Here is a 13447-nt window from a genome sequence, read left to right as displayed (position 1 = left end):
TTTTAGATTCCCCCTAACCCACGCCAGTCGAGGAAAGGGGAAAACCTCCAAGTAGAGGAGCCAGCCGCATGGGCGGGTTTCCCGACTTGAGCGGACTAGCGTCAAGTGGCGTAGATTTGGAGGGATCTAAAACTTTTGATACCGAAAAGAGAACTTTTCAAACATCCTCTAAAATTCTGGTTGTTGATAAACGAGGTAAACAGCTTCTAAAAATACATCAGGTGTAACAGCTTCTGGTAGCTTTTCTAAATTAATAATAGTTTTAACTTGCTCGGCTAACTTTAGAGATAGTGAGGCTCTTGCCTTTAATGACATTGCATCACGTCGCTGTAAATACTCACGAATAACAGCAAAATCATCGGGCAACAATTGCGATAAATCGGCAATTTCTACTAACTGCTGATTGAGTACCTTAGCCTGTTCTGAAATTGTTAATGTCGCTGATGCAGTAGGTGTTTGGACTTGAATCACAATTGTGCCAGCTGCCAAATCACCTAAGCGCTTTTCTTGACGGCCAAACATAATTAAAAATGCGCCAATAAACAAAGTCTCATCAAAGGGTCGCAGTAAGGCTCGTAGCGTTGCTTGTTGTAGCCCGATCAGTCTACCATTATCTCGAACCACGCGAATTTTAGCAAACCGTTTACCAGGAGTTTGCCCAAACCAGAAAGTTTCAAAAAATACAAAATAGCTGATATAAATTGCAAAAACGATAATGAAGAAAATTGCTAACAACCAAAGTCTTAAACTCTGAGCATTCGTAATAAAATCCTCAAAAAAATTGAACAGTTGCGTTGAAAAGATAGTCCAGGTAAGAAAAAACACAAGCAAGGTTACAGTCAAGACTGTATAGTCAATTAGCAGTGCCAAAGCTCGATTGCCGATTCCCGCTAAAGTAAATTCCAACTCTACACTTTCTGGAGTCTGGAATGTGATGCGATTAAAAAAGCGCATATTTTAACTAATTCAAAATTAATAGAGTTGAATCAAGGTGTTGAGTTAACGAAAATCTTGCGAGGGTGGTTCTCGTAACTGCAAACCTAGACCCTCACGCCGAGTACGCAAGTCCAAGTATAAAACAGCTTTTAGTGCTTGCCAGAATGGCATGATTAAAATTCCACCTATAAAGCTTCCAATCCAAGAAATCAAATACACAAGCGAGTAGATAGCAGAACCTTGCTCAAGCTTTATTAAAAATAGGCTAGGTATATAGTTTAATACAAACAGCAAGGGTAGTGTCACCACAAAACCAACTAAAACTACGCCCTGAATGCGAAATACCGAGGCTTTAGTTAACTCCCAACTTCTGGCAACACTTTCGCCACCATTGATATTTTCCTCAACTGCTAAGGGCACCTCAGCTACTATCCAACGGGAGTAAAACCATGTTAGTCCCAACAGCACAATACATGCCGTTACAATTATTGCCAATGTGGTTGTGACTATAATACTTGAAGTACCTAATATTCCTTTTAATACTACTCCAATCAAGCCAGCTAGCACACCGCCCGCGATCGCTAGTCCCAAATAAATTAGAATCAAAAATATTCCTACTTGGAAAGCAACTCTTAAAAATGACCAAAGACGTGGATTAATATAGCTGCTGGCAGTTTGAACACCTTCAGGTTGGTAAATCAATTCTCCAAAAGCCAAGCGTGAAATTAGTCCAGAAATGGCTGCATATTTTGCCCAGCCGTAGATAGGAACTATAATCCACAAGTGAGCAATTAAAGCCAGTTTCAGATAAATCTTTAGATGAGAACGATACAACCGTACCGCAGCACTGACAACGTTACCGATACTCAGTGGTTGTATCTGACTGAAAGATCCAAAATTTTCAGACATAATGGCAAATTTACCTTTAAACTACGGAGATGAATTTGAGGCTATCTTAAGCTAAGTTAAACTCAGTGTTGCTAAAATTCATGAATATTCAACGTTGGATTGCGCGACGAGAACCGAATTGGCAGCGTTTGGATGCCCTATTAAGGCAGATAGAAAAAAAAGGGTTAAAGTCCTTACGGGCAGCAGAAATTAGAGAGTTAGCGAGTTTGTATCGTTCAGTAGCGGCAGATTTAGCTCGTGCCCGCACGCAGCAAATCGGCAATACTTTGATGCAAAGTTTACAATCTTTAACAACTCGTGCATATACGCAGATTTACCAAGGTTCGCGGCGCCAGGAATGGCAGGCAATCCGAAAATTTTACAGTTGGGGATTACCATCTATAGTCCAGAAAACATTTGCATATATTGCTGCGGCGACAGGGCTGTTTCTGGTGGGGGCACTAGTAGCTTGGTGGTATTCCTGGCAAAACCCTAGCTTTATGTCGTTGATAGTACCTGAAAGCTTGATTACCAAGGTGCGAGATGAGCATAAATTGTGGATGGGGTCAATTGTCGGCGTTGAACCTCTGGCATCTAGCAGTATCATGATCAATAACCTGTCGGTGTCTTTTGGGGCTGTTGCTGGTGGCTTCACGGCTGGAGCATACACAGCTTATTTGATGGTATTTAATGGCTTATTGATTGGTGCTGTTGGTACTTTGGTTGCTCAAAATAATCTGGCTTATCCTTTTTGGGCGTTTGTGTTGCCGCATGGTTCCTTGGAATTACCCGCCATCTTTTTTGCTGGGGGTGCGGGATTTTTATTAGCAAGAGCAATTTTATTTCCTGGTAAATATCGCCGTGGGGATGCACTTAAATTCTACGGTTCGCAAGCGGTGCAGCTAGTATTTGGGATTGTACCAATGTTGATTATTGCTGGTGCGATCGAAGGCTTTTTTTCACCTAATCCCAGCGTACCTGAGCCGATTAAATATTTGGCAGGAATAGGATTATTTGTACTTTTGGTAATGTATTGTAGCCGCAAGCAAACATGAAATAACTTAGGTGGCAGCGGATTGTTGAATTTAAAAAATATTTTTCCACAGACTCACTGATAACCACAGATTTTTTATTTATTTAAATTAAACTGAAGTTTGTCATCAGCATATTTTTACCAAACTAATCTACTCAATCAAATATCAATAAATAAAAAAATATTTAAAGTAAGATTTAAACGCACCTTAATCCTTTGTTTATTCATCGTTAACCAAAAAAAATGTAAGTTATTTTAAGGCTGGAATTACAGCAGAAAAGTATTCCTTGAATCAGAGGTAATATGGTTTTTTTGACCACCATCTTGAATCGTGTCGTTGCTACTTCAGTGGTGACAACTTCTGTTGCACTCAGTCCATTTTTTGGTGCGATCGCACAAGCTGAAACTCTTAATGGTGCAGGAGCAACTTTTCCGGCTCCGCTTTACGAACGCTATGCTCGTGAAGTTAAGAATAAATATCCAGACTTGAAAATTAACTACCAAGCAATTGGTAGTGGCGGTGGTATTCGTCAAGTCACTGCTGGAACCGTTGACTTTGGTGGTAGTGATGCTGCAATGAAAGATGATGAAATCGCTAAAGTCAAGAACGGTGTAATCTTAGTACCTACAGCAGGTGGTGCCGTTTCTGTGGTTTACAATCTTCCAGGCGTTAATAATCTTAAATTGTCCCGCAGTACACTACCAGCAATTTTCTCAGGTCAAATTACCAAATGGAATGACGCAAAAATTAAAGCTGATAATCCGGGTGTCAATCTACCAAATCAATCAATTAAATTTGTTGTTCGCGCCGATGGTAGCGGTACAACTTTCATTTTCACTAACCACTTGAGTGCTACCAGTGGTTATTTTAAAGGCAGAGTTGGAACTAACACTGCTCCTAAATGGAATCTGCCAAACGTCCTCAAAGGCAAAGGCAACCCAGGCGTAGCTGCCTTAGTATCTCGTACTCCTGGTTCTATTGGTTATGTTGAATATGCCTACGCTGTAAAAAACAATCTGAAATCAGCGCTGGTACAAAATAAGAGAGGAGAATTTGTGGCTCCTTCTTTAGAATCTGCAAATGCAGCTTTGTCAACTGTCACTTTCCCAAACAACTACCGCGTTTTTGTAGGAGATCCAGGACAAGGTTATCCCATCGTAGGTCTTACCTGGATTATGGTTTACAAACAGTATGCTAATGCTTCTAAAGCTGATGCTGTCAAAAAATGGATTAATTGGGTATTGAAAGACGGTCAACAATATAACGATGACCTCAACTACACCAAGATTCCATCTGATGTGGCAAATCGGGTGCTTCAGACAGTGAATAGCTCTGTCAAACCTTAATTTGCAATCTTTAGGACTTATGCAGAAGAGATCCCCCAATTTCCTTAAAAAGGGGACTTTTAAGATCCCCCTTTTTAAGGGAGGTTAGGGGGGATCATCTTACTACTTTGCTCTCCTAATAGGGTGAGTTAACAACTCAATCTATTAATAATAAAAAAATCTATTTGATTGATTTGGAATGGCAAATTCATCGCAACCAGGCGGCAGAAATTCATCACATGATTCAAATCTAGGCGATGAAAATTTCAATTTAACAGCTATCAGCGGCACAAATTTCTGGTTTGACCAAAGTTTTACATGGTTAGTATACTTTTTTGCCGTGATTACCGTTGCAGTGCTATTTTTGATGAGTTGGGTAATTTTACACGAAGCTCTACCAGCCATTAAGCAGTTTGGACTGGGATTTTTGTGGGGACAAGATTGGGATACAGGTAATCAGGTTTTTGGTGCATTACCCTATATTTATGGAACTTTGGTAAGTAGTGCGATCGCTATTTTATTCGCTGTCCCAGTGGGAATAGCAGTAGCCTTAGTTACGAGTGAAAATTTCTTCCCTTCATTGCTAGGAATCACCTTAGCATTTGTTGTTGAATTAATTGCAGCAATTCCCAGTGTCATTATTGGTTTGTGGACAATTTTTGTCTTTATTCCAGTTCTAGAACCTCTTCAAAAGTGGCTAGCCAGCACTTTTAAATGGATACCACTGTTTAATACAGAAGATCCTTCTGGGACAAATATGTTGACTGCTGGAATTATTCTCGCCATTATGATTTTGCCCACAATGGCAGCAATTACTCGTGATGTCTTAATGGCTATCCCTAAAGAATTACGTAGTGCATCTATGGCTTTGGGTGGCACCCGTTGGGAAACAATTTTTCGGCTTTTGCTACCAGCAGGATTTTCTGGAATCGTGAGTGCAGCAATGCTCGCCTTAGGACGTGCTTTGGGTGAAACAATGGCTGTCACTATGGTGATTGGCAACTCTGCTCAAATCAGTGCTTCTTTTCTCGATCCAGCTTATACAATCCCCTCTGTATTAGCTAATGAATTTGCCGAAGCTGAACCGGGATTGCATATAGGTGCTTTAAGCTATTTGGCATTGATTTTGTTTGGGTTGACTCTAGTTGTAAATCTTGGCGCTGTACTATTGATAAAGTGGGTTGGCAGGAAAAATAAATAATGCTATTTAAATTTAATATGGACACAAACATGCAACAGTTTAGATATAAGATATAACAATATTAAAATATGTGTTAAATTCTCTATTTTTTCTGTTTGCACCCTTTATTATTCGTTAAAAAACTTTATAACTCAAAAGTTTTTTATCTTAGTGTAGCAAGACGTTTACCAATCAAAATTTGTAAAAATATGAGTGGTTACATCCAGTCAGAAACTGATGAATCTCTGGCGACAGAATTATGCAGTCCTCTGCCAACAGAACGAGTAATATTTACTTATATAATGAATGCGATCGCCTTTGGTTTGACAGGTCTAGCACTCATTCCTTTATTATCAATTTTGTGGGAAATTCTCGTCCGGGGAATATCTGGACTGAAATCAGATATGTTTGTCAAAGCAGTGATTGACAATGGCTTTGGCAATGCCATCTTGGGAACCATAATCATGGTGGTAATTGGTGCTATTTTAAGCATTCCCACAGGGATAATCACAGGAATTTTCTTGGCAGAATTTGGTCAAACCAATCCAATCACTGGACTTGTTCGTTTTATTAGCAGTATTCTGACAGGCGTGCCTTCAATTGTTGTAGGCGTATTCGCTTACGGTATGATAGTTTTGGTAACTAAAGGATTTAGTGCGATCGCAGGTGGTTTTGCTTTAGCCGTGATTATGCTACCTGTGATTATACTGACAACAGAAGAATCCTTAAAACTTATTCCCACATCTCAACGCCTCGCCTCTGCTGCTTTAGGCGGAACTCGCTTTCAAACTATTTTTCGCATCGTTGTCACTGCTGCAATTCCCGGAATTACTACAGGCATTTTATTAGCTGCAGCTCGTGCGGCTGGTGAAACAGCACCCTTAATTTTTACTGCCTTATTTAGTCTAGATTGGTCAGAAGGATTGTTAAGTCCAACAGCTTCCTTACCAGTATTGATTTTTAACCTCTACAATGACCCCGACCCGCAAAAAAGCCAATTAGTATGGACTACTTGTATAGTTCTACTCGGCTTAATTTTATGTGTCAGTATTGTCTCTCGCTTAGTTATTAGCCAAAGAAGAATAAAGTAAAAATAAATTTTGTTTTGTTTTGTTTTACAGCTTGGGTAAGTATGAATAACCTAATTCCAGCTATCAAAGTTAAAAATATCAGCTTTTACTATGGCACAACAAAAGCAATTGAAAAGGTGTCAATAGATATTTATCAAAATCAAGTAACTGCAATTATTGGGCCTAGTGGTTGTGGTAAATCTACCTTCATCAAAATTCTTAATCGCATTAGCGAATTAGAAGGGCCTGTGAAAGTTGAAGGAGATGTAGAATTTTTTGGCCAGAATATTTATGCTCCTCGTGTCAACATCAATCGGTTACGCCGCCAAATTGGTATGGTGTTCCAAAAACCGAATCCTTTTCCTATAAGTATTTACGAAAATGTTGCCTACGGTATGAGAATAGCAGGTAGGTATTCAAAATTAAAATTAGATGAGATTGTCGAATCTGCACTTCACAGTGCTGCTCTTTGGGATGAAGTGAAAGATAAGCTAGATAAATCAGCTTTAGGGCTTTCTGGTGGTCAACAACAGAGATTATGTATTGCCCGTGCTTTAGCAGTTAAGCCGAAAGTTCTGCTGATGGATGAGCCTTGCTCTGCTCTTGACCCTATCGCTACCATGAAAGTTGAGGAACTGCTCCATAGTTTGCAGTCTGAGTTGACAATTGCGATCGTTACCCACAACATGCAGCAAGCCGCTCGCGTTTCTGATTTTACGGCTTTCTTTAGCACCGATGAAAGTCGGATTGGTCAAATGGTTGAATTTGGCTCTACAGAGCAAATCTTTAACAACCCATTAGACCCCCGCACCCGCGACTACATTTCAGGGCGTTTCGGTTGAGGAACATCCAAAAATTAAATTACTCAATTCCTGCATCGCATACGACTATCAGGTTTCTTCTCGCCCTGCTTCCCCTGCTCACCCCAGGGCAAACGCATCTAATTTTGGCAAAATATTTGATTTATTTTATTTATCATCCCATCAATTTTTACAATTATCTATGTCATTTTGAAATCTTCCTTAGTTTTTATTAGTAAATAAGATACGTTTGCCCTGCCAACTATAGTCGAGAAAACCATTGTATAGTAAGCATTTCGCATTTGCGGATAAGTCTAATCAGCAGCAGTCCTACGATTAATCCGAGGTAGCGATGTAGAGTAAATGCAATGTTTCGGAGTGATTTAGATTTCATGGTGGATGATCCTGATTCCGTTGGAGATGGAGAAATCTGCGTGAGTCCGTAGTCGTCTGTAACAATTCCTGAGAGGAATACACAAAATTGCAAAGGATGTCCCTGAGCAGGAATTTTAATTAATACATCATCGTGATATTCATAGTCGGAAATTGAAAGCCACAGATCGGGATATACCTCGATATTTCGCACATAGCCCTTACCAAGTTGCCTAGGTACTTGATAAATAAATTCATCAGGCTCTGAGTTTTGCAGGCTGTTTTGTATAGCTTCTGCCCACAGTTCACTATTTTCCTTTTGTGTGAGAGTAATGGTCATGACAGATGATAGTGATTAATCAAACCAAAACTTATTAAGATTAATTATCACTATTTATCCGACCAATACAATTGAGATTACTGATAATATTTTCAATTTTTGAGGAAAAAACCCTCGCTAGTACTGAGTTGTTAGTTGTATCTAGCAATAAATACTGTGGCATTCCCACTAGGGCGATCGCATCATGTCAATAAGACTGATATATTCTCAACAGTTTCAAAAATAATCTCATTAATCCCTACTTATTGACAAAGTTTTTAGCGTAGGCGTAGCCCGTCGTAGACATCGCATTGAGTCTTGGAAAGTAAATAAAACGATAAATCCTGATTTTTTCGTTAGTTCTTAATCTTGTTTGTGATTAAGGGTAATTTAGATGCGTTTGCCCTGCTGCTCCCCTTACTCACCAAAGCGATTGATTATTTTTTTATTTGGAAGTCCCTGATGTATGTCCTAGCTCCTGACTACCTATGAGGGGTATATAATATTTTTATTTCTACATAGCTATTTCTAAGTCGAACCAACCCAAATCTTTTTTAATAGGAAAGGATGGCATATAGGTTAAGTTGCGAAAGGTAGGTATAAAAAGTCTGTAAAAGATCAATTCTGGAACACAGTCTACTAACACGTTATCTGCTGTATAGCTACGTAATTTCCATGAATATATCCTTTTGGGAGTAACATAATGAAACAGCAACGCTGATTTGTACTGTTTTACTTAGTCAACTTAGTCAAGTTTTGTTTCACACGTTTTAGGAATAATGAGTAAACTAATTCCAGCCATCAGAGTCAAAAACTTCAGCTTCTATTACGACACTCAAAAGATAGTTGAAGGCGTGTCAATGGATATTTTCCAAAACCAAGTCACGGCAATTATTGGTTCTAGTGGCTGTGGCAAGTCTACTTTTCTTAAATCGTTAAATCGCATGACTGAATTAGAAGGAGAAGTGAGGGTTGAAGGAAAAGTAGAATTTTTTGGACAGAGTATTTATGAGCGTCGTGTTAACATCAATCGCTTACGTCGCCAAGTTAGTATGATTTTTCCTAAGCCAAATCTTTTTCCCATGAGCGTTTACGATAATGTTGCCTATGGGGTGAAATTAGTTGGATGGCATCCGAAAGTAGAATTAGATGGGATTGTTGAATCTGCCATCAAAGCTGCCGAACTTTGGGATGAGGTAAAAAATAAGCTGCACAAATCTGCTTTGGAGCTTTCTGGGGGTCAACAACAAAGATTATGTATTGCCCGTGCTTTAGCAGTCAAACCGAACGTTCTGTTGATGGATGAACCTTGTTCAGGTCTTGATCCTGTCGCTAGTATGAAAATTGAGCATCTGATCCATAACTTGCGCTCTGAATTGACAATTGTGATCATTACCCACAATATGCAGCAAGTTCCTCGCCTATCTGATTTTACGGCTTTCTTTTATAGTAATGAAAATCGCATTACTCAAATGGTTGAATTTGGTACTACAAATAAAATCTTTACTAACCCTGTGGATTCTCGTACCCGCGACTACGTTTTCGCCCGCATCAATTGAAGTGTTTGATTCTAGCTATTTAGAGGGCTACCACATAGTATAAGAGGAAATTAGGAGTTGAATTTAATTCCACTCGCATACAGTTTTTCTTTCGTTGAATAATAAAAACTTACTTGCACAGTATTTTTTATACTATATGCTTCTAAATAAGTATCTGTTCTAGACTACCTGAATCCCAAGATGAAATGTCCCTGATGCGGTATGTACTCTAGGTATATTTTCCAACACAATAGAATACGAGCGCCATGATATACCCGCACCTGAAAATGAAATACTAAATAGTCCTTGAACACAGTGAAGAAGACTGCGGTGCAGCGTGCCTAGCAATTGAAAGTTGATCAAAACAATAAGGGTTTTAAGGAGGTTATTGGGGCTTTCCATCAGGTTAAATTTAATTTCCCCTTGTTTTGAGTTTTTCTTGTATTGGGCAATCCGAACTGACGTTGACAGTAAGTTTTTATACTGTATACTTAAATAAAAATCTCTGCTCTAGACCACCTGAATCCCAAGATGAAATGTCCCCGGTGCGAATCTACTTTATATCGAAAAAATGGTCGTCGGAATGACAAGCAGAATTACCTTTGCAAAAATTGTGGCAAACAATTCCTTGAGCCTGGATTCCCTTGTTCCCTGGAAAGTGACTTGCTTGCTAACAGCAACGGGCATACTAAAGTATTTATACCTGAAGCTAGAGAACTTTCTTTAGTAAAAAACCTATCAGAAGAAAAAGTTACAGAGAAAAGTCTTAGTTCTTTTAGTTTGACATTAGCCGAAGAACTACTGCAAACGATATTATCGCCTGATTGGCTAGAATCTGCTACGTTCAGTCAATTACTCCTAAAAATTCAGCAAAAAAATGAAATTAAACACAACTTAGAAACAGGAATTTCTCTTCTACTTTTGGATGCAGAAAACTTAAAATTAGATATTAATTCAGAATTATTTTTAGCCAGTATCTGTAAGTATCCTCTCCAAGTTAAAATGGCATTTGCTAACTGGAGAAATCCCAGTATTGGGAAGCAAGATATTGAACTATATAACCGTGGCTATCAACTTGTCCATGTACCTGGAGGTAAGGACAGCGCTGATGCAAAAATGATCGCACTTGGTGCTTGTGTTTTACGCTCTTATCCCACAGTTAAAGAAATCTTAGTCTGTTCTGGCGATGGAATTTTGATCCACCTCTGTAACGAACTCCAAAATCAAGGATTAATTGTCTATTGGGTACGTAGACAAGGACAAAATTTGCATATAGAAAACCGGAATACTGGCAAATTAACTCATTATTCCTTATCAATGGCAACAGAAGTTCCATCCTTTGAAAAAGTGGTTGAGCAAATTCAAGATTTAATTAAAAATGAACAAGATTCAATCAATGCTCGATTAAACAGTTTAGCGGCTATTGCTAGTTTATTTCAAGAAACATGCAATATCAATATCAACTATAATCAAAAGCAGCCACAAATTGAGGAAATAATTTCTCTTCCAGAAGAGTCATCTAGACAATTTATTCAAGAGGAAAAACTAGAAGATTTTGCTAAAATTTCTGATAGAGAAACATTAGATAAATTCCTATTGGAAATAATTCAAAATATCCAAACAAATTCTCCCAAAACTAAATTATCTGTGTCCAAGCTAGGTACTGAGATACAGAAAATAACTGGAGAATCTCCTAATTCAATTATTAAAAAATTAAAGTTAGGTTCCAATTTTACCAAATATCTAGAATCATCTCCTACATTTACATTAAAGGCGAGTGGCAAGGAATATGAGATAACGCCGCTACTCTACAAGTAAATACTTTCTCAATGTCTACGTATAATCTTCACCTATAATTCAGTATTATATAAAAAGATATAAATAAATGTAAATAATTGAATGCAGGATAAAGTTATTGTCGTTGTCGGTGCTAATGGTGGCATTGGTTCAGCCTTAACACACAAACTTGCGCCCACCAGCGCACGGTTGGTACTGGCTGCCAGAGATACGGTTCGTTTAACAACACTGGCAGCTGATTTACCAGGGCAAGTTTTGACCGTTCCCACCGATATTACTGACCCTCAACAAGTAGATACTTTGATCAAAAAGACCGTCGCTGAGTTTGGTCAAATCGATATTTTGGTGAATGCAGCTGGTGCTGGTATACTCAAGCCTTACAACAACCTGGAACCCGCTGATTTAGACAAGATGCTAGATGTCAACTTAAAAGGCAGCTTTTATACAACTCAGGCAGCTGCTGAAGAGATGCAAAAGCGCAAGTCTGGTCACATTTGTAACGTGGTTGGAATTCTGGGCAAGCATTCGATGGGGATGGCAGCGGCTTATTCTGCTTCTAAGTTTGGTGTTGTCGGTTTCAGCAAGTGCATGGCAGAGGAACTCAAGCGTTTTGGTATCAAGTTCACGCTATTCTACTTTGGTGGGGTAGATTCTCCTTTTTGGGATAACGTCAACCTAAAAGTAGACCGGAAAAAAATGCTCAGTCCTGAAACTGCCGCCAATGCAATTTTCTTTGCCCTTTCTGCCGAACCGCAAGCTGTGCCAATGGAAATTAACATTCAACCTGATAGTCATTTGTTTTTTTAGAGTGCCAGTACACCTACATAATTCTTGCCTGGGAAAGACCTGAAAATTTAGCAAAAAAGGCAAAATTTACAGAGATATAAGCTGTTATGCTGGATTTTCAGTATTTATGAAAATTGATCACGTTCATTTCTATGTAGAAGACGCCAAAGTATGGCGGGATTGGTTTGTACACCATCTTGGTTTTCAAGCAGTAGCCAAGAGGATCAGTTCGTTTCACACTTGTACAGAAGTGGTGAATAGTGGTGCCGTCAACTTTTTGCTGTCTTCACCACTGTTGCCTACAAGTCCAGTAGCTGAGTTTTTGCGTCAATATCCACCTGGTGTGGCAGATGTCGCTTTTGCTGTCGAAGATCTAGAAGGCGCGATCGCACTAGCTCAAATGCACGGTGCTACAATCCTACAACCCATCCAGGAACGCCAGGTGGGTACGGCATTCCTCAAGTGTGGCAAAATTGCCGCCTGGGGTGGACTGACTCATACGTTGATAGAAAGGTCATTGGTCAGTAGTTATACCCTGCGGGAAGGCGTTCGCGTAGCGTCTCGTAGAGAAGCACCTACGTCATTAGTTTTTGAAAAAGGACAAATGACAAATGACAACACTTTTACTGCCATAGATCATATAGTGCTGAATGTGGCAGTTGGTGAATTAGAGCGTGCTGTCGCTTGGTACGAAAACATCTTAGATTTTCAACCCCAGCAGGCATTTAAAATTAAAACTGATCGCTCTGCTTTACACAGCCAAGTGATGGTTTCGCGTAACAGCAACGTTCAATTGCCAATTAATGAACCGGCTTCCAGCAATTCCCAAATTCAGGAGTTTCTCGATGTCAACCGGGGGCCAGGAATTCAACATATTGCCTTGCGGACGACTAATCTTGTGAGTGCGATCGCTAAATTTCGTGCCAGTGGTTTATCCTTACTCTCAGTTCCCCAAAGCTACTACTCGCAGCTAAAACAGCGTCCAGGATTGCCTTTATCACCCCTAGAACTGGAAGCGATCGCTCAACAGGAAATTCTGGTAGACTGGCAAGAATATACTCCCGTAGGGGCAGAACAAACCTCGCCCTTACTACTGCAAATTTTCACCCAGCCCATTTTTGAACAGCCGACATTTTTCTTTGAGTTTATTGAGCGCCGTTTCCAAGCTAAAGGTTTTGGCGAAGGTAACTTTCGCGCCTTATTTGAAGCTATTGAAAGCGAACAAATCAAACGCGGTACCCTGCAATGATGCCTGAGTACAAAATATCAATTGAAATTCAGCCAGACTCCAAACATGTTGATTTTGTAGACAAGCAACTTCAGGAATTTAATGTAGGCAAAATTGGAGATTAAGTAAGTTGGCGTTAAAAATAAACCTATGTAACTAAGTATAAAGTCGGCA

At 39.4% G+C, this 13447-nt stretch carries 12 protein-coding genes; 9 read left to right on the top strand and 3 right to left on the bottom strand.

All coding sequences use genetic code 11. From position 1 onward, the window contains the following. Positions 1-168: 168 nt before the first annotated feature. Together V7K85_RS20160 and V7K85_RS20155 are read right to left on the bottom strand one after the other, a co-directional pair. Entirely contained in the window at positions 169-954 is a 786-nt protein-coding gene (locus V7K85_RS20160; protein WP_334815887.1) for an RDD family protein, read from the bottom strand. A gap of 45 nt (positions 955-999) precedes the next feature. Then, positions 1000-1845, bottom strand: a complete 846-nt coding sequence (locus V7K85_RS20155; protein ID WP_334815885.1) for a hypothetical protein — start codon at positions 1843-1845, stop codon at positions 1000-1002. 80 nt (positions 1846-1925) lie between these two features. Between V7K85_RS20155 and V7K85_RS20150 the strand changes: the two genes are divergently transcribed. From V7K85_RS20150 to pstB, 5 genes are all read left to right on the top strand, one after another. After that, a complete protein-coding gene (locus tag V7K85_RS20150) occupies positions 1926-2879 on the top strand; it encodes a stage II sporulation protein M (RefSeq protein WP_334815883.1) in 954 nt (317 codons plus the stop codon). Positions 2880-3160: 281 nt separating this feature from the next. Further along, on the top strand, positions 3161-4204 hold the full coding sequence (pstS, locus tag V7K85_RS20145; protein ID WP_334815881.1) for a phosphate ABC transporter substrate-binding protein PstS: 1044 nt from the start codon (positions 3161-3163) through the stop codon (positions 4202-4204). Positions 4205-4382: 178 nt separating this feature from the next. Further along, entirely contained in the window at positions 4383-5384 is a 1002-nt protein-coding gene (gene pstC, locus V7K85_RS20140) for a phosphate ABC transporter permease subunit PstC (RefSeq protein ID WP_334815879.1), read from the top strand. 188 nt (positions 5385-5572) lie between these two features. Beyond that, positions 5573-6454, top strand: a complete 882-nt coding sequence (pstA, locus tag V7K85_RS20135; protein WP_334815877.1) for a phosphate ABC transporter permease PstA — start codon at positions 5573-5575, stop codon at positions 6452-6454. A 41-nt stretch (positions 6455-6495) separates the two neighbouring features. Beyond that, positions 6496-7275 carry a phosphate ABC transporter ATP-binding protein PstB gene (gene pstB / locus V7K85_RS20130; RefSeq protein WP_334815875.1) on the top strand — a complete coding sequence of 260 codons (780 nt, stop codon included), beginning with the start codon at positions 6496-6498 and terminating at the stop codon, positions 7273-7275. A gap of 220 nt (positions 7276-7495) precedes the next feature. Here the strand turns inward: pstB and V7K85_RS20125 are convergent, their stop codons facing one another. Next, positions 7496-7945, bottom strand: a complete 450-nt coding sequence (locus tag V7K85_RS20125) for a hypothetical protein (protein ID WP_334815873.1) — start codon at positions 7943-7945, stop codon at positions 7496-7498. Positions 7946-8703: 758 nt separating this feature from the next. Here V7K85_RS20125 and V7K85_RS20120 point away from each other — a divergent pair. The 4 genes from V7K85_RS20120 (at position 8704) to hppD (ending at position 13294) form a co-directional block, all read left to right on the top strand. After that, positions 8704-9483 (top strand): phosphate ABC transporter ATP-binding protein, encoded by a 780-nt coding sequence (locus V7K85_RS20120; RefSeq protein WP_334815871.1) that lies wholly within the window; start codon positions 8704-8706, stop codon positions 9481-9483. Positions 9484-9993: 510 nt separating this feature from the next. Then, positions 9994-11280: an IS1/IS1595 family N-terminal zinc-binding domain-containing protein gene (locus tag V7K85_RS20115; protein ID WP_334815869.1), complete on the top strand. Its 1287-nt coding sequence runs from the start codon at positions 9994-9996 to the stop codon at positions 11278-11280. 81 nt (positions 11281-11361) lie between these two features. Next, positions 11362-12066: an SDR family oxidoreductase gene (locus V7K85_RS20110; RefSeq protein ID WP_334815867.1), complete on the top strand. Its 705-nt coding sequence runs from the start codon at positions 11362-11364 to the stop codon at positions 12064-12066. A 106-nt stretch (positions 12067-12172) separates the two neighbouring features. After that, complete coding sequence (gene hppD / locus V7K85_RS20105; RefSeq protein ID WP_334815865.1) at positions 12173-13294, top strand: 4-hydroxyphenylpyruvate dioxygenase; 1122 nt, start codon at positions 12173-12175, stop codon at positions 13292-13294. Positions 13295-13447: the final 153 nt, after the last annotated feature.

Origin of the sequence: Nostoc sp. (assembly GCF_036917615.1) — a bacterium.
Lineage (GTDB): Bacteria > Cyanobacteriota > Cyanobacteriia > Cyanobacteriales > Nostocaceae > Nostoc.
This window is presented reverse-complemented; position numbering and strand designations above follow the sequence as displayed.

Bases quoted from the DNA above. Each gene is read 5' to 3' on its own strand.
- pstB (WP_334815875.1), top strand. From the start codon at position 6,496: ATGAATAACCTAATTCCAGCTATCAAAGTTAAAAATATCAGCTTTTAC.
- V7K85_RS20160 (WP_334815887.1), bottom strand. From the start codon at position 954: ATGCGCTTTTTTAATCGCATCACATTCCAGACTCCAGAAAGTGTAGAG.
- pstA (WP_334815877.1), top strand. From the start codon at position 5,573: ATGAGTGGTTACATCCAGTCAGAAACTGATGAATCTCTGGCGACAGAA.
- V7K85_RS20155 (WP_334815885.1), bottom strand. From the start codon at position 1,845: ATGTCTGAAAATTTTGGATCTTTCAGTCAGATACAACCACTGAGTATC.
- pstS (WP_334815881.1), top strand. From the start codon at position 3,161: ATGGTTTTTTTGACCACCATCTTGAATCGTGTCGTTGCTACTTCAGTG.
- V7K85_RS20115 (WP_334815869.1), top strand. From the start codon at position 9,994: ATGAAATGTCCCCGGTGCGAATCTACTTTATATCGAAAAAATGGTCGT.
- V7K85_RS20120 (WP_334815871.1), top strand. From the start codon at position 8,704: ATGAGTAAACTAATTCCAGCCATCAGAGTCAAAAACTTCAGCTTCTAT.
- V7K85_RS20125 (WP_334815873.1), bottom strand. From the start codon at position 7,945: ATGACCATTACTCTCACACAAAAGGAAAATAGTGAACTGTGGGCAGAA.
- hppD (WP_334815865.1), top strand. From the start codon at position 12,173: ATGAAAATTGATCACGTTCATTTCTATGTAGAAGACGCCAAAGTATGG.
- V7K85_RS20150 (WP_334815883.1), top strand. From the start codon at position 1,926: ATGAATATTCAACGTTGGATTGCGCGACGAGAACCGAATTGGCAGCGT.
- V7K85_RS20110 (WP_334815867.1), top strand. From the start codon at position 11,362: ATGCAGGATAAAGTTATTGTCGTTGTCGGTGCTAATGGTGGCATTGGT.
- pstC (WP_334815879.1), top strand. From the start codon at position 4,383: ATGGCAAATTCATCGCAACCAGGCGGCAGAAATTCATCACATGATTCA.